The sequence below is a fragment of the uncultured Clostridium sp. genome (assembly GCF_963527835.1).
Classification (GTDB): Bacteria; Bacillota; Clostridia; order Clostridiales; family Clostridiaceae; genus Clostridium.
Genome location: NZ_CAURTC010000043.1, coordinates 1 through 23,673, shown reverse-complemented (window position 1 = coordinate 23,673; position 23,673 = coordinate 1). Strand labels below are relative to the sequence as shown.

The following is a 23,673-nucleotide window of genomic DNA, read 5'->3' as shown; positions in this document are numbered from 1 at the left end:
TATTAAACAATCCTCCTAAATTTTTTATCTATATCTGTACTAGTAAATTGAATAATGGTGGGTCTTCCATGAGGACAATGGAATGGATCATCTATATACCGTAACTCTTCTATTAACTTAACCATTTCTAATTCATCTAAAGAATCATTTCCTTTTACTGCTGATTTGCATGCTTTAGTTGCTATAGCATTATATTTAACTTCAGTAGTTTTACCTGATCCTAAGTTTTTAAGATTGTCTAATATCTCTAAAAATAGATTTTTAGGTTTTAGTTTACCTAAAAAGTATGGAACTTCTTTTAATGCTATGGATGTGCCACCGAATTCTTCAATAGTAAAACCAGCTTCTTTAAATACATCTTTGTTTTCTTCAAAATACGAGTAATCATCCATGCTTAAATCAATTACTGTTGGTATCATAAGTGGCTGTATTATTATATCTCCGCAATTGATATCATTTAAATATTTTTCAAACATTATTTTTTCATGAGCTGCGTGTTGATCTATCATATAAAGAGTTCCTGCATATTCTCCTAATATATAAGTTTTATTATATTGACCAATAATTTTTATAGCAGGGAACTTTGGAATTTTTTCTTTTACTAATTCTGATGTTCCTGTTGTTTTTGATTTACTTTCCTTATCTACATCACTTTTACAACTATTTTCATACTGATTAGAGTCAGATGTATAAGCGCTTTCATACTTAACTTCATTATTGTCACAAATTATTTCTTTATTAGAACTACTATTATTATCATATTCTAATTTAATGTGATCACTTTTTAAATCAACTGGAATATTAACATTTAAAGGAATATTATTGTGAATATCAGTGTCTATTTTGTATTTTTCATCATAAATATTCTTATTTATGCTATTATCCTCGGGTGTAGAACATATGTTCTTTTGTGACAAATGATTAGTATTAAGCTTAACTTTTTCTTGTTCTTCTTCAATTTTAAACGTTATTTCTTCAATATTTAAGTTAGCATTCTTACTAATAGTTTCATTTTCTTCTTCTGGTATTGAAAATGTACTAAAAACTTCTTCCTTTAAAGATGTATGAACAGCACCAAATATCTTTTTAAAAATAAAACGTTCATCATTGAATTTTACTTCTGATTTAGTTGGGTGAATATTCACATCTATATATTCAGGGTATATTTCTATAAATAATATAAAGAAAGGAAACTTACTTACAGTAGAAAATGATTTAAATGCTTGCTCTACTGCAATTCCTAAACTTCTATTCTTTATATATCTGCTATTTACAAAAATACTTTGATTGTTCCTAGAACCTCTAGCAATTTCCTCTTTTCCTACATAACCATAAATAGTAGCGATATCAGATGTATCTTCAAAATATAATACATTTTCAACTATGCTTTTACCATAGATAGTTCTTATAACATCTTTCATGTTGCCATTACCATATGTATGAACAATCTTTTTCCCATTATTAAATAATTTAAAACTAATAGTAGGATTAGATAAAGCTATTCTAGTTATAATATCATTGATTAAAGAGGATTCTTTAGATGTTGTTTTAAGAAACTTTTTTCTTGCTGGAACATTGAAAAATAAATCCCTTACTTCCATTATAGTTCCTTTATTAACTCCACATTCTGTAACTTCTGAAAATTTTCCACCTTCTATTGTAATTTCATATCCACACTCTTCATTTTCTTGTTTTGTTTTTAGATTAACTTTAGCTACGGACGCAATAGATGGAAGAGCTTCCCCCCTAAAGCCTAATGTGTTAATACTATATATATCTCCAGACTCTTTTATCTTACTTGTAGCATGAGGCAAAAAAGCTTTTTCTATATCTTCTTTATAAATTCCATCTCCATCATCAATAATTCTTATTAAAGAACTTCCGCCCTCTTCTATTTCTATTAATATATTTTTAGAATTTGCATCTATAGCATTTTCAACTAATTCCTTTACTACTGATGCTGGTCTTTCTACTACTTCACCTGCTGCAATTTTATTAGCTGTATCTTCATTTAATATATTAATTCTTTTCATATTGTGCACCCCCTCTATAAGTTTCTACTTTATAAGTAAATCTAATATAACATATTGCATGTATATTTAGATATTTAATTTCTATTTATAAGTTTCTTCAAATGTATTATATCCAATTTAATTGCTAATAACAAATCTAAATTATATTTATAAATACAAATTAAAAACTCCTAGGTTATATTTCTGAAAATAACACCTAAGAGTTTTTAATTACTTAATAAATCATTTAAATTACTTATTTACGTCTTCTTGCAAAATCTACAAATTTAAACTTATCTGGTCTATGTCTAGATTCAGTATATTGAAATAGACTTGTATCATCTAAATAAGTATAACTTTTTACAACAACAATCATATTAAAATTTTTCATATCTAAATATTTTTTATCTTCTTCTGTTGCAAATTGAACAGTTATTTCTTTTTTAGCATAAGCTATTTTTAATCCAAGTTCATCCTCAATGTACTTATAAATAGACTCTTCACATATTTCTTCAGTAATATTTTCAACATATTTTTTTACTAAATAATCCTTATCTAAGATTATTCTTTCATCTGCAATACTTCTAGATCTTATTATTTTCCAAACCTTATCCTTAGAGCTTAATTCTAGTTTTCTGCTCATACTTTCATTTGGATGAATACATTCTAAAACTTCAACTTTAGTTTTAGAATTTGGTCCTAGTTTATCTGCAATTTCTTTAAAGCTAACTACACCTGACACAGGAAAATCAAATTTATTTATGTCTAAAACGAAAGAACGTCTACCCTTAATCTTTTGTATATATCCATTCTCCTCAAGTAAAGTTAATGCCTTCCTTGCAGTATCTCTAGAAACTTCATATTCTTTCATAAGATCACTTTCTGAAGAAATTTCATCATTTGCTTTAAATATTCCGTTTTCTATTTTATTCGAAATTTCACTATATATATTAAAATATTTGCTAGCCATCATTTATCACCATAAACATTTTAACATAATATATACTTAATTCTCAACAATATAAACAATAGATTCATATGGTCTAAGTAAAATTTTATCATTTAAATCCATACTATCTTTATAATTTGAAATTAATATTCTACCATTTTCATATAAAAGATCATGTGGTAATAATACCTCAGTCTCTTCATCATAAAAGTTATTTAAAACTATTAATTTCTCATTATTATATTTTCTAGTATATGCTAAAACTTTTTCATGTTCTTCAAGTATCATATTAAAAGATCCATTTGAAACAACATCATATTTTTTTCTAATATCTATAAGTCTTTTATAATGATAGAATATAGAATCACTATCTTTTAATGCATTTTTAGCATTTATTTCTTTATAAGATTTACCTACTGGTATCCAAGGCTCATTATTAGAAAAACCACTATTTTTTTCATCATTCCATTGCATAGGTGTTCTTGAATTATCTCTTGATTTTGAGGCTAATATCTTATATATTTCTTCCTCTTCAATATGATTTTCTTTTAAAATATCATAATAATTCTTAGATTCAATATCTCTATATTCATCTATTGAATTAAAATTAGGATTTGTCATTCCAAATTCTTCACCTTGATAAATATACGGTGTTCCTCTCATCATATGAATACAAGTCCCAAGCATCTTTCCACTTTCTTTATGATACTTATCAGTGTTTCCAAATCTAGAAATTATTCTTGGCTGATCGTGGTTACACCAAAATACTGCATTCCAACCATTTCCTTGTTCCATACCTTCTTGCCATTCTTTAAAGATAGATTTTAGTAATTTAAAATCAAAGTTCATAAGTGTCCATTTATCACCATTGTCATAATCTACTTTTAAATGATGGAAATTAAATACCATAGATAGCTCTTTTTCATTTGGATTTGAATACTTAATACAGTTATCTATAGTTGTAGAGGACATTTCTCCAACTGTTATTATATCGTCATACTTACCGAAAGTATTTTCATTTAATTCCTTTAAATACTTATGTATATTAGGTCCATCTGTATAAAATCTTCTTCCATCACCAATAGCATCATCTTCAAATTTTTCTGGTTTTGAAATTAGATTTATAACATCAAATCTAAATCCTTTAACACCTTTGTTTATCCAATGGTTTACTATTTTATATATTTCGTTTTTAACATCTGAATTGGTCCAGTCTAAATCTCCTTGTGTCTTATCAAATAGATGCAAATAGTATTCATCAAAGTTGTCTATATATTCCCAAGCATTTCCTCCAAATTTTGATTGCCAATTAGTTGGTGGATTACCATTATTACCTTTTTTAAATATATAAAAGTCTTTGAATTTTTCATCTCCATTTAGGGCATTTTTAAACCATTGATGCTCGGTTGAAGTATGATTAAATACCATATCAAGCATTATATTAATATTTCTTTTTTCAGCTTCTTTAACAAGTTTATCAAAATCTTCATTAGTTCCAAACAAAGGATCTATATTATAATAATCAGCTACATCATAACCATTATCATTTTGTGGTGATACATAAAAAGGAGTAAGCCAAATATAATCAATCCCTAATTCCTCTAAATAATCTAGTTTGTTTATTACTCCATTTAAATCGCCTATTCCATCTCCATTTGAATCATTAAATGATTTAGGATATATTTGATAAACAGTACTTTTTTTAAAGTCTTTCATACTGCTAAGTCCTCCAATTTAAAATTATTATTTATTTATACTAATTTTTTCTTTCCAATTATTAAAGTTAGCATAAATGGTACTACTATAGCAGCAACCATTGCTATTGCAAACATAAGCATGTGTTGTGGCTTAATTGATAATATACCAGGCAATCCACCAATCCCTACAGAGTTTGCCATTACACCTGTTGAAACAGATATTATAGCAGCTATAGCTGATCCTGCCATTCCACACACAAATGGGAATCTATATTTCATATTTATACCAAATAATGCTGGTTCAGTTACTCCAAGGTAAGCTGATATACATGCTGGAATTGCTATTTGTTTTTCTTCTTCATTCTTTCTTTGAAGATAAATTATAGCTAAAACAGCTGACCCTTGAGCTATATTTGATAAAGCTATCATTGGCCATAAAGCTGTACCATTAAATTCAGCCATTAATTGTAAGTCTATTGCATTAGTCATATGATGTAATCCAGTTATAACAAGTGGTGCATAAAGGAATCCAAAGATTGCAGCAAATATACTTCCAAATGCTGATGTTAATCCACCATAAACTACTGCTGAAACCCAAGAACCAATTACCCAACCTATAGGGCCAAGAACAGTATGTGCTATTAAAACAGTAGGTACTAATGCAAAAAATGGTACAAATATCATTGAAATTGAAGAAGGAACTATTTTTCTAATCCCTTTTTCAAGATATACTAGTACAAAACCAGCTAAAATAGCAGGTATAACTTGTGATTGATAACCTATCATATTGATTTTTGTAAAGCCAAAATCCCAAAATGGAATTGAATCAGCCCCTGCAACAGCATAAGCATTTAAAAGTTGTGGTGACACTAATGTAATACCTAGTACTATACCAAGTATTTGAGTTGTTCCCATCTTTTTAGTTACAGCCCATGTGATTCCAACAGGTAAGAAGTGGAATATCGCTTCACCTATTAACCATAAAAAGCTATGTGTCCCTGCCCAGAATTGTGATATTTCAATAAGAGTTTTTGTACCATTTTCAAACATCTTAATATCACCTATGATATTTCTAAAACCTAATATAAGTCCTCCTACTATAATTGCAGGTATTAAAGGTGAAAATATTTCTGCTATATTAGCCATCATTCTTTGAACAATATTCATATTTGATTTGGCTGAACTTTTTAAGTTGTCTTTGCTCACACCGTCAATTCCAGCTAATGCAGTAAACTCATTGTAAAATTCCGCTACATCGTTTCCAATAATGACTTGAAACTGTCCAGCTTGAGTAAAAGTACCTTTAACAAATTTTATTTTTTTAATTTTTTCTCCATCCGCAATAGATGTATCATTTAAAACAAATCTCATTCTTGTAGCACAGTGTGATACAGCACTTACATTTTCTCTTCCACCTATGTATTCTAATAATTCTTTAGCTTCCTTACTATATTTAGACATTATTTTTCCCTCCCTCTTAAGACATATACGCATATGTTATGTTTAAATAATAACCTATACGTATATGTCTTGTCAATGTTTACATTGAAAGTTTCTTATTATTAAAAGAGTACCCTAAAACAAACTTAGTATTCAGAATGCTTTAGGGTGCTCTAATTTTAATATATTTAAGTTATAAAAATTTTAATTTACATCATCGTTAAAAATCTTAGCTTCTCTAATTACATAATTGCATTGAGAATTTGGACAAACCCTCTCTATTATTATATATGCTCCATCTATTTTACGTTTTCTAACTAGATTTTCATTGCATTTTGGACATTCTAAAGGAATACTACAACCACAATTCATAAATTTATCTCCTATTTATCATTTTTATTGAAGTTTTTTTGCATCTGTAACTAATTTATATAAAGTATTCATAGCTTCCATAGGGTTAAGCCCTAATATATCTACCTCACTAAGCTCTTTTATGAAGCTTTCTTTTTCTATAAATTCAAAGTTAATTTGCATATTGTCATTAGCAACATCTTTATGCTTTTTGTTGTGTTTCTTATTATTTGATTCTTTTAACTCTTTTATTTCAGATTTTAAAGCTTCTATAATTTCTTTATACTCTGCATTTTGAGTTTGAACTCTTAAAATTTTCTCTTCAGTGCAGTTACAACTAGTTTCATTTACAGCTGCATCTTGAGCTGGATTACTTTCTGCACTAGAAATAACCTTATTCTCTTCATTTTTAGTAGAATCAATAGCAATTTCTTTTTCTTCATCTGAATCCATTGAATATGATGATACTTTATTTATATCAAAAGTATTTTTACCTTCTAAATCTTTAAGAATTTCTCTAGCACGGTTAATAACATTCTCAGGAAGTCCTGCAAGCTTTGCAACCTCTATGCCGTAAGATTCATCTGCACCGCCTTCTACTATTTTTCTTAAAAAGACTACACTATCTTTTAACTTCTTAACTGCTACAGAGTAATTTTTAACTCCAGGTAAAATTCCTTCAAGTTTAACTAATTCATGATAATGAGTTGCAAATAAAGTTTTGCATCTTAAATCCTTATTTTTAGTTATATATTCAATAACAGACCAAGCAATTGAAAGTCCATCATAAGTTGAAGTTCCTCTTCCCACTTCATCAAGTAAAACTAAACTATTATTTGTTGCATTTTTTAAAATATTAGAAACTTCCCACATTTCAACCATAAATGTAGACTTTCCACCTGCTAAATCATCTGACGCTCCAATTCTTGTAAAGATTTTATCACAAATAGATATGTTTGCACTAGTTGCAGGTACAAATGAACCTATTTGAGCCATTAATGTTATAAGTGCCACCTGTCTCATATACGTAGATTTACCAGCCATATTAGGTCCAGTAATCAATAATAATTCCTTATCAGTTTGATTTAATGCAGTATTATTTGATACGAAGTCGCCCTTACCAATTACCTTTTCAACCACAGGGTGTCTTCCATCAGTTATTTCGATTAATCCATTTGTATTTATTTCTGGCTTAATATAATCATTTTCCAAAGCAACTAAAGCTAAAGTTGAAATACCATCTAAATCTGATATTATCCTAGCACTCTTTTTTAATCTGCTTATTTCTTTTTCAATTTTATCTCTTATTTCAACAAATATAGAATATTCTAAGTTAATAAGTTTTTCTTCAGAACCTAAAATTTTATCTTCCATAACTTTAAGTTCTTCAGTTATAAATCTTTCAGCATTAGCTAATGTTTGCTTTCTTATATATCTACCTTCTGGGATAGAGTTATAATTTGATTTACTTATTTCTATATAGTATCCAAATACCTTGTTATAGCCAACCTTTAAAGACTTAATGCCTGTAAATTCACGCTCTCTATTTTCAAGAGCAGCAATCCATTCTTTTCCGTGAAGTTTACTTTGACGTAATTCATCTACTAAGCTATTGTATCCATCTTTTATTATATTTCCTTCTTTTAAACTTAAACCTGGATCTTCTTTAATAGAATCATTTAATAAATCTCTTACATCAATTAATTCATCTAAATTTTCATAATATCCTTTTAGCAAATCAGAACTAGTATCTTTTAAAAGTCCCTTAATGCATGGAAGTTTATCTAAAGAAGATTTAAGAGACAACAAATCCTTAGCATTAACATTTTTATTTGATATCTTTCCTACAATTCTTTCAATATCATAAATTTCTTTTAAAGCACTTCTTAAGTCTTCATTAAAACCTATTGAATTAAATACTTCTTCAACCCCACTTAATCTTTTTTCTATTTCATCTTGAACTATAAGAGGTTCATCAATCCATTTTCTTAAAGTTCTTCCACCCATAGAAGTTGCACTTTTATCAAGAACCCAAAGAAGAGATCCTTTTTTAGTCTTTTCTCTTATACTTTCTGTAAGTTCTAAGTTCCTCCTTGAATTTCCATCTATAGTCATATAATTTATAATTTCATATTGTTCTAATAAATTAATATTAGTTAAGCTCATCTTTTGAGTTTCGTTTATATATTTAAGAAGTACTTTACTTGGGATTTCTCTTTCTATCGTTAATCCACCTACTTCTAAATCTGAAAACTGTGCTATAAGCTCTTCCTTTGAAACTAAAAACTCATTAAAATCTTTTTTAGTTATAAGAACAGGAAGTATATTGTTTATTTCAGTTAATAATTCTTCATTTATATTTATATCAACTAGTATTTCTTTTGGAGAAACCTTTGAAATTTCATCTAATAAACTCATCTTAATATTATTAAAAGAAGTTGTTTTAAATTCACCAGTACTTATATCAGACATTGCTATTCCAAATTTATCTTCATGTTCAGATACTACCATTAAATATGTATTATCATTTTCTAAATTAGAAGTATTATCTATAAATGTTCCTGGAGTTATTACCTTTACAACTCCTCTTTTTACTATTCCTTTGCTTTGCTTGGGATCTTCAAGTTGTTCACATATAGCAACTTTATACCCTTTAGTAACAAGTCTTGGAATGTATGCAGCTGCTGCATGATGTGGAATCCCACACATTGGTGCTCTTTCTTCAAGTCCACAATTTTTCCCTGTTAAAACAAGTTCAAGCTCTCTAGACACAATTAGTGCATCATCAAAGAACATCTCATAAAAATCACCTAATCTATAAAATAGAATACAATCATTATATTCTTCTTTTGTTTTCATGTACTCTACCATCATTGGCGTTAAAGCCATAATAATTTCCTCCTTTTAATTAGGTATAATAACATAGCAATGTAACTACCTAATTTTAAAACTTAAAATCAAGTCTTATTTTATCACAGGGGGAACCAGTAATCAAAATTAACTAAATAAAAATAACTGCTTATTTAATAATAAGCAGTTATAGTGGTTAATTATTCATATAAATTACAGGCGGTTTTAAGACCTATTATATATTTTGACTTTATACTAAATTTTATTCATTAGATTCATAATTTGTTACTTCTTTTGTTATATTATCTCTTCTACACAGCAGACATCTTCAATATTATGAAGCTGAAGAGTATAGTCTGAATGATTACATTTTTGAGATAGCTTTAATGTCATTGTTAAAGCTATTATACGATCATCTTTATTAGTAGTAGCTTTTTTTACTTCAATATTAGATATTTTAGTTCCATCAGCTTGTACAGTTTTCATAAAATTAGCAACTCCTTTTAGATCCCTAAGTTCTGTATAAACATCCATTACTCTGGAATGAGTTCTTGAATATAAATCTAATTTATGAAGTCCTGTAACTACAGCAAGCATAAATATACACGCTATAATAGCACCTTCATAAAAACCTATTCCAATAGCTAACCCCATACATGCACACGCCCAAAGACCTGCTGCTGTTGTAAGACCTGTAACTTGATTTTTCCCAACTACTATTATTGTTCCTGCACCTAAAAAACCTATCCCACTTATTACTTGTGCACCAAGTCTAGTTATATCTCCAGTACTATGAAGAACATCTTTCATATATTGACTTGTTATCATAATAAGTGTAGCACCAATACATACTAAAATATGTGTTCTAAATCCTGCGGGTCTATTTTTCCTTCCTCTTTCTGCACCAATAATTCCTGCACAAATAGTTGCTAAAGCAAGCCTTACAATTATTGATACTGTATTAATTTCTCTTAAGTATATAATAAAATCATTCATAAGCTGTTAATCAATCTAATTTTGCATTAGTTGACGTTACAATCACCTACCTTTATAAATTTACTATAATTATAACATTATAATGCTAAGATTTTACACCTTGTCTATTATGTATAAACTTTTAATTCAATTCATAGTATTTGATTTTTTTCTTCTTTTAAATCATAAATTAAAAAATTCTTTTAATTTATTTGGATAATTAGTTATGATAGCATCTACTCCTAATGCAATCATATTTTTCATATCATTTTTATCATTAACTGTATAAACATTTATCTCTAAATTATTATCCTGTGCTTTTTCAACAATTTCTTTATTTACGCTATGATATTCTGGATGAAGAGCATTTCCACCAATCATTTGTACATAATTATGAGGTTCAAATATACAATCATAGTATAATACTCCTGTTTTTATGTTTCTATCTAGTCTTATACATCTTCTTACAGAGTAATGATTGAATGTAGATACTATAACCCTATCTTCTAGCTTATATTTTTTGATTAAATTATAAGTTATTTTTTCTATATTTTCATAATCAATTATGCTGTTTTTAATTTCTATATTTATAATAATATTCTTATCACTAACATACTTTAAGAATTCTTCTAATGTTGGAATTTTTAATCCTTTAAATTCTTCATCAAATTTTATTCCAGCATCAAAATTCATTAATTCTTCTAATGTATAATCTTTAATTAATCCTGTACCTGTTGTAGTTCTATCAAGTTCTTCATCATGGCATATTACTGCATATCCATCCTTAGTTAATTGAACATCAGTTTCAATTCCATCACAGCCAACTTCTATAGCTTTTTCAAAAGCTAGCATTGTATTTTCTGGATATACTCCACTAAAACCTCTATGAGCAATATTTAATGTTTTTTTCATTTATAGTTTCCTCCTAAGTCAATCTACTTCCCCAATAATAACTAAGCATAAATCTATTCTAGCTTTTTTATACTAATTATTTATTTTTATCTAATGAAATTTCAAAATAGATTCTATATTATTATAGTAACAAAATAAATAATATTATTAAAGAGTAGCAATAACTAAATTAATAGAATATGCTACTCTTTACTATATTGTTTCTTACTACTAAATTTTAATTCAAATAAAATATTTAGATTATTTTTCCTCTTGCTTTTTACTGATACCTATATCATTTCTTCAACCATGCAAACTCCTTCTATATGATGGAGTTGTAAAAGGTATTCCATTATTCTATTTAAGTTTAAAGATATGTTTTGCAAAAAGTTTATATATGCATAAATAAAACTGGACTAGGTAGCTGAACTTACATTTAAAACATAACTTTATAGCTATTAATTGAATAAGTTAATAATTTGTTCTTCATTTAAAGTATTTATAAATGAACCTATGTTTAAATCATCACCTAATATTGTATCTATAAGCTTTCGTTTACTATCTTGAAGTTCTACTATCTTCTCTTCTATGGTGCCTTGTGCTATAAGTTTAATTACTTCAACAGTATTTTCCTGACCTATTCTATGTGCTCTGTCAGTTGCTTGATCTTCTACTGCTGGATTCCACCATGGATCGAAATGTATTACTATGTCTGCACTAGTTAAATTAAGACCAGTTCCTCCAGCTTTTAAAGATACCAAGAATACATTGTTTTCTCCATTATTAAACTCATCAACCATCTTCATTCTATTAATAGATGATACTGAACCATCTAAATAAGAAAATAGTATGTTGTTTTCTTTAAGTAAATTACCTATATTTTTAAGCACTGATGTAAACTGAGAAAACACTAATATTTTATGTCCTGAGCTTATGCTATGATCTAATATCTCTAAAAGCGCATCTATTTTCCCACTTGTACCTAAATAATTTTCCATGATCACTGATGGATCTAAACAAATCTGTCTTAGCTTTGTTATATATGATAAAATCTCTATTTTACTATTCTTAAATTCATCATCTTCAACTTTCTTTTGTATTAAATCTTTAACATATTCAGAATAAGTTTTATATACTAATTTTTGTTCATCACTTAAAGGAATAACTAATCTTTTTTCAATTTTATCTGGCAATTCCTTAATAACATTTTTCTTATATCTTCTCAGTATAAAGGGCTTTACAAGTCTATTTAATTCTTCTAATATCTCTTTTTCTTCTTCAAGCCTTCTGTAATATCTACTTGTAAATCTTTTTTCATCAAAAAGATAACCAGGCATTATAAAATCAAAAATAGACCAAAGCTCCATTAATGAATTCTCTATAGGTGTACCAGTAAGTGCAAACCTTGATTTTGATTTAATACTTTTAACAGCTTTTGCATTTAAAGATGAAGGATTTTTTATATTTTGAGCTTCATCTAAAATACAGTAATCAAATACCATATTATATAAATCTAAATCTCTTCTTAAAAGATTATATGTTGTTATAATAACATCATAGTTATTATATGAATTAATAAGCTCTTCACGTTCCTCTTTATTAGAATTTACTATACATACTTTCATAGATGGAGCAAATTTTTTTAATTCATTAAACCAATTATATATAAGAGATGTTGGCGCGACTATAAGCGAATGTGAATTTTCTTTTGATAATAAAAACACTATAGTTTGAAGTGTTTTTCCAAGGCCCATTTCATCACCTAATATTCCACCAAACCCCAAATAGTCTAATGTTTTAAACCAGTTATACCCTTCCCTTTGATATTCTCTAAGTTCTGCTTGAATACCATATGGAGGTTGAAAAAATTTATTTTTAATATTTTTAAGTTTGTCTCTTATATCACTAATTTCTTCTCTACCTTTTATAAATCTAAAATCTTTATCATCTAAATATTGCTCTAAGTAAATACCTTTATTTTTATATAAAGTAATGGTATTATTATTTAGGTTTTCTTCTAAAAGTAAGTTATCTAAAAGAGTTAATATTTCTTTTAAGTCTTTATCTTCTAAATCTAAAAATTCCCCATTCTCTAATTTATAGTACTTTAAATTACTTCTAAAGCTTCTTAATATATTAGTGGTTTCTTCTTTAGATAGATCTGATAATATAAATTCAAATTCAAAATAATCAAATTTTCCTTTTCTAACATCGCCTTTAAAATCAGATTTTGATATATTTCTTATTCCTTTGAAATTCTCTGAATAAAAAACTTCACCATAATCTTGAAGTCTTTCTATATCATATCTAAAAAATTTAAATATATAATCATCATCTTTTAAAAATAGAAACTTGTTATTTACTTCTTCAAATCCGAATCTTCTTATTAGTTTATGCACTTCTTTTTCTTTTTCAGAATCCCTATATATAACTTTATCTTTAAACTCTTCAAAATAATTAAACTCATATCCACCATACGAAACCTTTAATGTTAAATATACATTTTCCATATCTTTATCAAAGTAGAATTTGAAAACAACAGGTGCTATTACTACCTTATTTTTAATTTTATTAGATAAACTTAATCCACTGCTTACATTTTGTATTGATGGTATAAGCTCTGTTAATACTCTTTTTTCATCATCTTGTTTAAATTCTATGCTTTGTGTACTATTAAATACTTTAAGATAAGGAATTAATCTCTCACTTTGTTCTGTAGATGGAATATATATTGAAGTTCCATAAAGAAATACATCTTCATCTTGTGTAAGTGATTCTGGCATACCGTTTGGTACCTCTAATATTATATTATTTCCACGTTCACACAAAGAAAAAGGAATTGGTATATCCTCATAAAGTATTTCTGAATCAATTATTCTACAGAAAAATCCATCACCTAAATATACCCTATGGTTTTTTATTATATCTAAGAAACTTTTTACTAAGATATCTGGAATAGTTAAAGTTTTCCCATTTATAATCTTATCTTGGCTTCTTCTAAATGAGCTTTTTAAATTTTCTTTTTCACTTAATCTATAAATAAACTTAACAAGTCTTCTATCATTAAATGATAAATTTTGTTTTCTTATATTAAAAATAAAATCTTTTCCATATTTAATAGGTATATTATTATACATACATGTTAAAAACTGATTTATATCTTTTAATACATAAATTTTATTATTGCAATTTTGAAGACCTATTTTAAATTCAGCTTGAAGTTTTGAAGACCATGTATTTCTGTTTAAAGTTACTTCAAATTTAACTTTTTCTTTATTATTTTCTAGTAAAGAACTTAATAAATCTTGAGATTTTGGTACTTTAGAAAAAACATTAGAACTATTTTCTTCAGTATTCTCTAAAAATAATAATTTTTCTTTTAATTCATCATCATTGTCTAAGGTATTTAAAAAATAATAGAATGATGCAATTAAATGCTTACAACAGTAATTATCCTTCGAAAATTCTTTTTTCTCAAAGTCTGTACAACTACAATATGTCCCTATCACTTCTTTTGTTTTACTATCAATCTCTATTTTACAGGAATATTCATTAAAAAGACTTTCTGATATTACAGAAGAGATAATATCTATCATATGATTATCTACATTAACTTTTATATCTTTTACTAAATCATTTTTAAGTATTACCTCAGCTTTAACTCTATTTCGTCCGCTTATACTATTATTGAATCCTTCCATTAACACTTGTTTTATCATAAATTATCACCATATTTATAAATTACTTATTTATTTCTCTAATTCTTGTTATTAAAGAAGATTCTATATACTCAGATTTAGAAAATCCTTTTCTAAAATATCTTACTTGCTTATACTTTTTTCCTTGAAGCTCCATATCTAAAACATCTATTCTATCACCTTTAAATATTAGAGGTTCTTTCTTTCCTTTTAAGTAAACTTGTAGTTCCACTATAAATCCTCCATTATTGTTTTTTCTTTAAATTATATTCTTCTATAGAAGCTGCAATTTCATTTAAATATTCCCATCTTCCATACTTCTGCTCTAATTCTTGCTCAAGAGATTCTTTTTCCTTCATCAATTCATTAAGCTTTCCATAATTAGTAGCATTTTTCTCTAAATCTTTATCAATATGTTCTATTTTACTTTCTAAAGTAGATATATCTTCATCTATATTTTTAAATTCTTTTTGCTCTTTAAAAGTAAACTTAGGTTTATCTTCTTTATTTTTAACCCTTTCTTTTTTCACTTTATTAGTAGACTTTTCACTTTCCAAAGATTTATCACTTTTTTCAATTTCTTTTGCTATTAAGAAATCACTATAATTACCATTATATTCTTTAATTACGCCATCGCCTTCATAAGAGAATATTTTATTACAGATTCTATCTAAAAAGTATCTATCATGTGATACAACAATTACAATACCCATAAATTCATCTAAAAATGATTCTAGAATTTTTAAAGTTTCAATATCCAAATCATTTGTAGGCTCATCTAATATCAAGAAATTAGGAGATTCCATTAATACTCTTAAAAGATGTAGTCTTCTTCTTTCTCCACCGGATAATTTTTCAATTGGTGTATATTGCATTGTACTATCAAATAAAAATCTTTCACACATAGAAGAGGCTGTTATTTTAGTTCCATCTTCAGTTGGAATGTACTCTCCACCTTCTTTTACATAATCTATAACTCTTAAATTATGATCAATGTGAGTATTGTCTTGTGCAAAACACCCTACCTTTACAGTGTCACCTATTTCAATTATTCCACTGTCTAATGGTATTAGACCTCTAATTAAGTTAACTAAAGTTGTTTTTCCGGCTCCATTTTCTCCAACTATTCCAATTCTGTCATCTCTTAAGAATATATAATTAAAATCTTTTATAATTTGTTTCTTATCAAAAGATTTATTTATATTATATAACTCAACTATTTTTTTACCTAATCTACTTCCTACAAAAGATATATCAACATTGTCTTTTATTTCAATAGATTTTGTATTTACTAATTCATCAAATCTTTGTAATCTTGCTTTTTGCTTGGTTGTTCTAGCTTTAGCACCTCTTCTTACCCATTTTAATTCATTTCTAATTAATGCATCTTTTTTCTCTTCTTTAACTTGTTCTGTTTCAAGTCTTTCAACTTTCTTTTCTAGAAATGCAGTATAATTCCCAGGGTATGTATAAAGGTTTCCTCTATCCAATTCAATTATTCTATTAGTAACTCTATCAAGAAAATATCTATCATGAGTGATCATTAAAAGTGCACCTTTTCTTGTGTTTAAAAATTCTTCAAGCCATTCTATTGATTCAGCATCAAGATGATTTGTAGGCTCATCTAATATAAGTAATTCACACGGAGTTATAAGTGCTGATGCAAGGGCAACTCTTTTTTTTTGTCCACCAGATAAATTATCCATTACTTCATTATAATTATATATTCCAAGTTTATTTAAAATGCTTTTAGCTTCACTTTCTAAATCCCATAAATTAAGAGAATCAATTTCTCCTTGAAGTTTTATAATTTTATCATTTAATGCATCAAAGTTCTCGCCATTGCAAGTATTTATCTTTTCTAATATATCTTCATATTCCATAAGAAGTTTCATTTCTTTAGTGTCGCCCCTAAATATTTGTTCTAAAACTGTGGCTCCACTCTTAAAATCTGGATTTTGAGAAAGATATTCTGTTCTAACATTTTTTCCTTTTGTTATAGAGCCATCAAAGAATTCATCTCTTCCACCTACAACTTTTAAAAATGTTGATTTTCCAGCACCATTAATGCCTATAAGTCCAATTTTATCACCATCATTAATTCCTAATGATATATTGTTTAATAATGTTTTTTCACTATAACTTTTATGTATATTTTCTAAAGTAATTATATTCATTAAAATTAAAACTCCTTCATGTATTATTAGCTAATATAATCTATTTTTTATTCTTTGCGTACTCTATCTTTAAATTATAAATTAATATATATATAAATTCACGTTTTATAATTATCTAAAGAATAAAAATAATAATCCACCTACAATTGTAACACATTTTTAAAATTTCTTCCTAAAAGATTTATTAAATCAAAAAACGCTTAACACCTATATAGTGCTAAGCGTTTTATATTAATCATTATATTTTAATGTGCTCCAAAACCAGTTATAATTAATGTAGACCAATCTGTTTCTACATTTTCATTCCATTCACATTCAATATCAAGAAATTTAAGCCAAGCATTAAGACCATGACTCTTTTTGCTAACATTAGGTGATTTTCTTCCATGAGCTTCTTTTATAAACTCTAGCAATTCTATTTGTCCATTTTTTTCAAGTTTTTGATTTAATAAGTCTCTTATTTTTTCACAACATTTGTTATAAGCTATTGGATCTTCTAAATATAACTCATCTGAATATACTTGCCTTTCCTTATTTAAAAGGTCAGAAATTTCATTAATTTCATCTATGTTTGACAGATAATGTTTAACTCTTCTTAATGCCTCAATATCAGCATCTAGTTTATTTATTGTTTTTTCTAGTTTCTCAAATTTCATTTAATCTTCTCACTTTTCTTTTTTTATTTGCTGTGTTTTAAAATATAAATTTTCATTTAAAACATAGCTTTGTTTTATAACTATGATACTTCATTATAACACTATTTTTCATTCCTTCAAATTAATTAATAATTTTATTTTAATTAACCTGTATTATGCTTTATTAATCACCTTTTTATATTTATCCAATAGCTCAAAATTGACTTTTCTTTAAATCTACGTTTTTTATACATTTCATAAGCCAATTCATTTTTTTCTACAACATATAATTCTATACTATCTACTGATTTTCTATTTAAAAAATCTATAGCAGTTTCTAATAATTTTTTTCCATAACCTTGGTCTCTATTTTTTTACGCAATCCAATATCAAACATACTAATCTTATTTTCAATTGTACAATTCATGAATCCTAAAATCTTGCTACTATCATATACTAATATACATACATATTAATCATATACTTATGATATTTTTATATCAAATATTATATTTTTTACTTTAAATATTAAGCTAAGTAGAATTTCTTTAACACATAAACAAACTCTTCTTTGGATAAACTACATTCATATTAGTTTTAAATGGTGGTGAAAAATATGAGAAGATTGAGCATTTTTTTTATATGCTTTATTATGCTTTTTAATATACCTATAATATCAAAGGCTGAAGAAATTAGGGATTATGAAGTACAAATGAAACAAGATTTATTGGTTTTAATGTTATCATATCCTGATGATATTGTAGATATTGAAAAAAGCAATGATAAAGTTTATATTGTTATGAAATCTGGGAAAAAAATCTTATATGATGATAAGATTCAAAAAAATCATGAAGAAAAATTAGTAAATCCAGACCTTCAAGATATGCTAGAACAATTTTATCCTCTTGATAAAAAAGATATTATAATGGATAAAAGTTTTGATCCTGGAAGAGCTCGAAATTATGATTTATTAAATGCTGTCTATGGCAATTCAAGAAATGCTATAGAGAAAAATATGGTTAACTTAAAATATGGTTACCCTAACTATCAATTCAATAAAAAAAACAATGCTAATACCTCTTTAGATAATACTTTAAAAACACTTGTTCCTTTATGTAAAGCTAGAAGTGATATTGCTAGTATACTTTATCCTGCTAGTGGAACTTATAATTACAGAGTAATTTCTGGTACTGGGAGATTAAGTCCTCATTCTTATGGAATAGCAATTGACTTAAAAAGTGATAAAAGGGATTATTGGAAATGGAGTAATGAAAAAGACGCACAAAAAAGACTTTCTGAATATCCTAAAGAGTTAGTAGAGACATTTGAAAACAATAACTTTGTTTGGGGTGGAAAATGGGGTCATTTCGATATATTGCATTTTGAATATAGACCTGAAATTATTTTAAAAGCTAAGTATTTTACTGATTGGAACAATGATGAAAATTGGTTTAATGGAGTTCCTTTAGAAGATGAAACTGCAAAAAATTATATTGATATTATTGAAAAAGCATTAACCTAAAAATACTATTTAGAAAGAGGTAGTAATACATGTACATATTTAAATTTGCTAAATTATCTCTAAAAAAAGGAATTATCTTATTTACTATAATTTCAACATTATTTAATATATTTTCATTTAAAAATGTTTCTGCTAGTAGTGATACTGAAGAGGAATTAAAGAAACATGTAGAAAATATTTTCTTAATAAAAAGTAAAGCTGTACTAACTAAAGATTTAGATTGTTTAAGAAGTCTATATTGTAACAATACAAAGATTGGTCAATGGGCCTATGAATATGAAGAGAAAAAAGTTAAATATATAAATAACTGGGCAGAAAAACAAGGAGTTAAATTTTTAGATATAATACCAAAAATAAAAATTACTAGATGCACAGTTAATGATAAAACAGCTTCTTTTTATGTTTTGTGTGATACTGAATATAAGTATGAATATTTAGATCAACCTAATATAATTAATAGTTCTAGAATTGGAACTTCGCATTCAATGAAACTCACTAAATGTGATGATGAATGGATAATAACAAAAGAATGGTACAGCGATCCCTTTGCTGATTCCTTAAGTTTAGAAAACATTAAAGTAGATGATATTAAAAAACATATTAAAAATCAGGCTTCAAGAGATTTTTCATCATTAGATGAACGAAGAAAACATGCTTTAGAATATGCTGAAAAATATTGTGGTGTATCTTCTCTTGATGAATATAAATTTAAATATAATAAGAAATATAAAAACTTTAATTGTGAAGGTGGAGATTGTGCAAATTTTGCTTCTCAAATGCTTCATGAAGGCGGTAAGTTTAAGAAAAATTCAGTTTGGAATTATGATAAAGGAAGTGCTACAGGTCCTTGGGTAAATGCTGATAAATTTACTCATTATATGTTAAATAGTGGTAGAGCATCTGTAATAGCCACTGGTAATTATGAAAGAGTTTACAAAGCCTCTTATAAGTTATTACCTGGAGACTTTATAGCTTATGAAAAAAAAGGTGATATAACTCATATCTCTGTTGTAACTGGTGCCGACTCTAAAGGTTATAGTTTAGTTACTTGTCACAATACTGATAGGAATAATGTACCTTGGGATTTAGGTTGGAGTGATAAAAAAATGAAATTTTGGTTAATTAGAGTTCATTATTAAATATAAAAAAATAGGCTATGTTATAAAACATAGCCTATTTTTTTATATAACGTAATTTTCGTATAATCCTTGAACTTTGCTCCAATCAATTACGTTCCAAATATTTTTAACATACTCTGCTCTTAAATTTTTATATTTTAAATAATAAGCATGTTCCCAAACATCTATGCATAAGATTGGAGTCAAGCCATTACTAATCGGACTATTTTGATTTAAGGTTTTTACAATTGATAAATTTCCTCTACTATCTTTTACTAAAAATCCATAGCCCGATCCAAACTGGCTAATAGCAAGATTAGTTAATTGAATTTTTAAATTCTCTATATCTCCAAATTTATTATTAATTTCATATAGTAAAATTCCTTCAGGTTTTTCTTTAGGATTTGGAGATAATATATAAAAATACAAATTATGATTTGCAACTCCTCCACCTTGATTTATTAAATCTTGTCTAATTTCTTTTGGAAAATCTTCTACATTAGCTAATATTTGCTCTAATGTTTTTCCATCTATAAGTTCTTCATATCCTTCTAATAACTTATTTAAGTTATTTACATACGTTTGAAGATGCTTATTATAATGTATATTTACTGTTTCACAATCTATATACGGTTCTAAAGCATTATACCCATATTGTAGTTCTATTTTATCAAACATTTTATATTTTCTCCTTATAGTAAAAATATTTTAATCATATAATATTAGTATTCTAATTTTTACTTTTAGTTAAGAAATAATTTTAACTTTATTTATTTTTATTATTTAAATTTAGAAAAAGTAGATAAATTTAATATTATTATTTACTTTCAAGTATATAATTCATATAATTATTTAATAATAAATTAATTAAAAATATAAATCATATATTAGTTTATATTTTTAATATTTGGATAAATTAAATACAAAGAGGTTAATGAAGACGAGGTTTATAAATATGAAGCAAATGATATTTGGAGAAAAACTTAAAGATAAAGAATATACACAAAGAATTGGGTGTTATGCATTAATTTTTAAAGATAATAAAATAGCCGTTATAAAGTTGCCTGGTGGATATTTCTTACCTGGTGGTGGTGTAGAAAAAGGAGAAAGTCATGAAGAATGTTTGAATAGAGAATGTATGGAAGAATTAGGTTGTACAATAAACATAAAAGAATTTGTATGTATAGGTTCTTCTTATCATTGGAGACGTAGATTTAATGGCTATATTCATAGTATTGGCAATTTTTATTTAGCAGATTCTTTAAAAAAAGTTGGAAATCCAACGGAAAAAGATCATGAGTTAGTTTGGCTTACTATTGATGATGCATATGATAAAATGTTTTTATCACATCAGGCTTGGGCCATAAAAGAAGGCGCTACTTTTAAAAAGAAATTATGTGAAAAATAAGAATAATATAAAGTGTACTATACATCATATTTTTAATATATAGTACACTTTTCTTTAATAAAGTTTTTTTATTTTTTCATTAAATTTATTATAAAGTTCAATCATGTCAGGTTCATTTGAATATAAATCAATCTCATTTATAGGAATCCATTTAACTCCACTATTTTCATCTTCTTTTATTATAAGTTCTTCATTTTCATTACACTCTAAAACATAAGCTACTGACAAATGTAAATGTGCAGAGATATAGTTTCCTTTTTTAAAATGTCCTTTAACCGGTAATACATCTAATGATAACATTTCATTAGTAACAACGTTGAAATGTTTAACCCCAGTTTCCTCTTGGGCTTCTTTTATTGCAACATGCAGAAAGTCACTATCACCATCAGTATGGCCACCAGTCCATGCCCATGTATTATATATGTTATGATGTATCATTAATACCTTATCTCTATTTTTATTTACTATGTATCCAGAGCTAGTCATATGAACTAATGGATTTTCCCTAGTAAGCAAATTGTCATATTGATTTATGCAGTCTAATATAAATTTTTTATCTGCAATTTCCTGTTCATTATATGGTTTATAATTCTCTATTTCTTTAATCCAATTCATTAAAATCTCCCCTTTTATATATTATTTTGGTCTATACTGATAGATTCTCCATCTGTTTTTATTGTAACATCTCCATCTTTCGTAAGAAATGTTTTTGACTTTACTAATGATAATACAGATATAATTTCGTTGTCTGGCATTTCTTCTTCTGAACATGTAATTACACTATACCTTGGAGAAATCGATTTTAAGAATTTCTCACTTACACTATTATATCTGCCATGATGAGGTAATTTTAAGAATGTATAACTTTTATTGTCATTGTTTAAAAATTCTATTAGACGTTCTTCTTCAGAATCACCTGCAAATAAAAAATTATATTTGCCATACTCAATACCAACTATAATAGAATAATCATTTGACTTTTCGTATTGATATTTTAAAGCAGGAGATATTTTTATTTTAGCATCCCCTATTTGTACGTGAATATCCTCATGAGGCATTGCTGGATCTATGTTATTTTTATTTATTGCATTTACATATTGGTCATATTGTTTACTTTCTTTAACATAATCAGGTTGTATTAAGTTATTAACTTTTGCAGCATTTAAAACAGTATCAGCACCGCCTATATGATCTTTGTCTAAATGAGTTATTATAAGATACTCTAGTGTATCTATTTGTTTTTCCTTTAATAACTCACAAATCTGCTCACCATTTTTATTTAATCCAGTATCAATCATGATGGATTTATCATTAATTTTAATTAAAATACAATCTGACTTTCCTGTATTTAATACCCTTATTTCAAATGGAACATCTTCTAGTTCTTTTTGATTAACTTCATTTACTGAACTTAAACTATTGCATCCTATAAGCCATAATGTACTTATAAATATGGATGCTAATATTACTAGATTTTTTAAAATAGTATTTTTCATTTTATATTCTCACTCTCTTAAATCCCTAGCGTATTTATACACTAAATAATTAATTTTTATTATAACAAATTTATGTGGTAATAATGTGTCAAAACTATATTTTTTATCAAAGCAAAAATTACTAGTATATACTACTTGTTTATTTATAAAACTAATTATACAAGAATAACTAGGAGGATGATATCTATGAATTATAAAGTTGCAGATATAAATCAAAAAGAATTTGAGACTATAAAGAAAGCTGAAAAATTAGTGAAAGATGAAACATGAAAAGACTTTGTAATAATTGCATGGGAAAATAATACTAAATAATATTTTTTAAACTTAGATTTATTTAATATGTAAGAATTTTATACCTTTTTGTATATAAAAAAAGATGTTTCAATTTAAATTGAAACATCTTTTATTGTGTGCCCAGCATGGGCACGTACTAATCGGTGAAAGTCCGTAATGG

The 23,673-nt window shown here is 26.5% G+C and carries 18 protein-coding genes and 1 pseudogene; 3 read left to right on the top strand and 16 right to left on the bottom strand.

The window, feature by feature from the left end:
• Nucleotides 1-2: 2 nt before the first annotated feature.
• The 13 genes and pseudogenes from mutL to RYM86_RS18540 form a co-directional block, all read right to left on the bottom strand.
• The gene (gene mutL, locus RYM86_RS15885) at nt 3-2,033 is read right to left on the bottom strand and encodes a DNA mismatch repair endonuclease MutL (protein WP_315081704.1); all 2,031 of its coding nucleotides are present in this window, start codon (nt 2,031-2,033) and stop codon (nt 3-5) included.
• A gap of 235 nt (nt 2,034-2,268) precedes the next feature.
• The gene (gene treR / locus RYM86_RS15880) at nt 2,269-2,982 is read right to left on the bottom strand and encodes a trehalose operon repressor (RefSeq protein ID WP_315081702.1); all 714 of its coding nucleotides are present in this window, start codon (nt 2,980-2,982) and stop codon (nt 2,269-2,271) included.
• Between the two features lie 36 nt (nt 2,983-3,018).
• Nucleotides 3,019-4,677, bottom strand: a complete 1,659-nt coding sequence (gene treC, locus RYM86_RS15875; protein WP_315081701.1) for an alpha,alpha-phosphotrehalase — start codon at nt 4,675-4,677, stop codon at nt 3,019-3,021.
• 35 nt (nt 4,678-4,712) lie between these two features.
• The gene (gene treP / locus RYM86_RS15870; RefSeq protein WP_315081700.1) at nt 4,713-6,119 is read right to left on the bottom strand and encodes a PTS system trehalose-specific EIIBC component; all 1,407 of its coding nucleotides are present in this window, start codon (nt 6,117-6,119) and stop codon (nt 4,713-4,715) included.
• Nucleotides 6,120-6,302: 183 nt separating this feature from the next.
• Nucleotides 6,303-6,470: a hypothetical protein gene (locus tag RYM86_RS15865; RefSeq protein WP_315081699.1), complete on the bottom strand. Its 168-nt coding sequence runs from the start codon at nt 6,468-6,470 to the stop codon at nt 6,303-6,305.
• A gap of 24 nt (nt 6,471-6,494) precedes the next feature.
• A complete protein-coding gene (mutS, locus tag RYM86_RS15860; RefSeq protein WP_315081698.1) occupies nt 6,495-9,338 on the bottom strand; it encodes a DNA mismatch repair protein MutS in 2,844 nt (947 codons plus the stop codon).
• Between the two features lie 258 nt (nt 9,339-9,596).
• Nucleotides 9,597-10,295 carry an MgtC/SapB family protein gene (locus RYM86_RS15855; protein WP_315081697.1) on the bottom strand — a complete coding sequence of 233 codons (699 nt, stop codon included), beginning with the start codon at nt 10,293-10,295 and terminating at the stop codon, nt 9,597-9,599.
• A 162-nt stretch (nt 10,296-10,457) separates the two neighbouring features.
• A complete protein-coding gene (locus RYM86_RS15850) occupies nt 10,458-11,186 on the bottom strand; it encodes a glycerophosphodiester phosphodiesterase (protein ID WP_315081696.1) in 729 nt (242 codons plus the stop codon).
• A 437-nt stretch (nt 11,187-11,623) separates the two neighbouring features.
• Complete coding sequence (locus RYM86_RS15845) at nt 11,624-14,884, bottom strand: DEAD/DEAH box helicase (RefSeq protein ID WP_315081695.1); 3,261 nt, start codon at nt 14,882-14,884, stop codon at nt 11,624-11,626.
• Nucleotides 14,885-14,906: 22 nt separating this feature from the next.
• Nucleotides 14,907-15,095: a hypothetical protein gene (locus RYM86_RS15840; protein WP_315081694.1), complete on the bottom strand. Its 189-nt coding sequence runs from the start codon at nt 15,093-15,095 to the stop codon at nt 14,907-14,909.
• Between the two features lie 13 nt (nt 15,096-15,108).
• The gene (locus RYM86_RS15835; RefSeq protein ID WP_315081692.1) at nt 15,109-17,040 is read right to left on the bottom strand and encodes an ABC-F family ATP-binding cassette domain-containing protein; all 1,932 of its coding nucleotides are present in this window, start codon (nt 17,038-17,040) and stop codon (nt 15,109-15,111) included.
• 245 nt (nt 17,041-17,285) lie between these two features.
• Nucleotides 17,286-17,696 (bottom strand): hypothetical protein, encoded by a 411-nt coding sequence (locus RYM86_RS15830; protein WP_315081691.1) that lies wholly within the window; start codon nt 17,694-17,696, stop codon nt 17,286-17,288.
• 167 nt (nt 17,697-17,863) lie between these two features.
• A pseudogene (locus RYM86_RS18540) lies at nt 17,864-18,031 on the bottom strand (GNAT family N-acetyltransferase); the annotation flags it as partial.
• Nucleotides 18,032-18,291: 260 nt separating this feature from the next.
• Between RYM86_RS18540 and RYM86_RS15825 the strand changes: the two are divergent.
• Both RYM86_RS15825 and RYM86_RS15820 read left to right on the top strand, forming a co-directional pair.
• Nucleotides 18,292-19,197, top strand: coding sequence for a M15 family metallopeptidase (locus RYM86_RS15825; RefSeq protein ID WP_315081690.1), 906 nt, complete (start codon nt 18,292-18,294; stop codon nt 19,195-19,197).
• Between the two features lie 29 nt (nt 19,198-19,226).
• Nucleotides 19,227-20,336: an amidase domain-containing protein gene (locus RYM86_RS15820; RefSeq protein WP_315081688.1), complete on the top strand. Its 1,110-nt coding sequence runs from the start codon at nt 19,227-19,229 to the stop codon at nt 20,334-20,336.
• A 42-nt stretch (nt 20,337-20,378) separates the two neighbouring features.
• Here RYM86_RS15820 and RYM86_RS15815 read toward each other — a convergent pair whose 3' ends face one another.
• Nucleotides 20,379-20,993, bottom strand: coding sequence for a superoxide dismutase (locus RYM86_RS15815; protein ID WP_315081687.1), 615 nt, complete (start codon nt 20,991-20,993; stop codon nt 20,379-20,381).
• 277 nt (nt 20,994-21,270) lie between these two features.
• Between RYM86_RS15815 and RYM86_RS15810 the strand changes: the two genes are divergently transcribed.
• Nucleotides 21,271-21,723: an NUDIX domain-containing protein gene (locus RYM86_RS15810; protein WP_315081686.1), complete on the top strand. Its 453-nt coding sequence runs from the start codon at nt 21,271-21,273 to the stop codon at nt 21,721-21,723.
• Nucleotides 21,724-21,777: 54 nt separating this feature from the next.
• Here RYM86_RS15810 and RYM86_RS15805 read toward each other — a convergent pair whose 3' ends face one another.
• Together RYM86_RS15805 and RYM86_RS15800 are read right to left on the bottom strand one after the other, a co-directional pair.
• Complete coding sequence (locus RYM86_RS15805) at nt 21,778-22,338, bottom strand: NUDIX hydrolase (protein WP_315081685.1); 561 nt, start codon at nt 22,336-22,338, stop codon at nt 21,778-21,780.
• A 14-nt stretch (nt 22,339-22,352) separates the two neighbouring features.
• Nucleotides 22,353-23,219 (bottom strand): MBL fold metallo-hydrolase, encoded by an 867-nt coding sequence (locus RYM86_RS15800; RefSeq protein ID WP_315081684.1) that lies wholly within the window; start codon nt 23,217-23,219, stop codon nt 22,353-22,355.
• Nucleotides 23,220-23,673 lie beyond the last annotated feature (454 nt).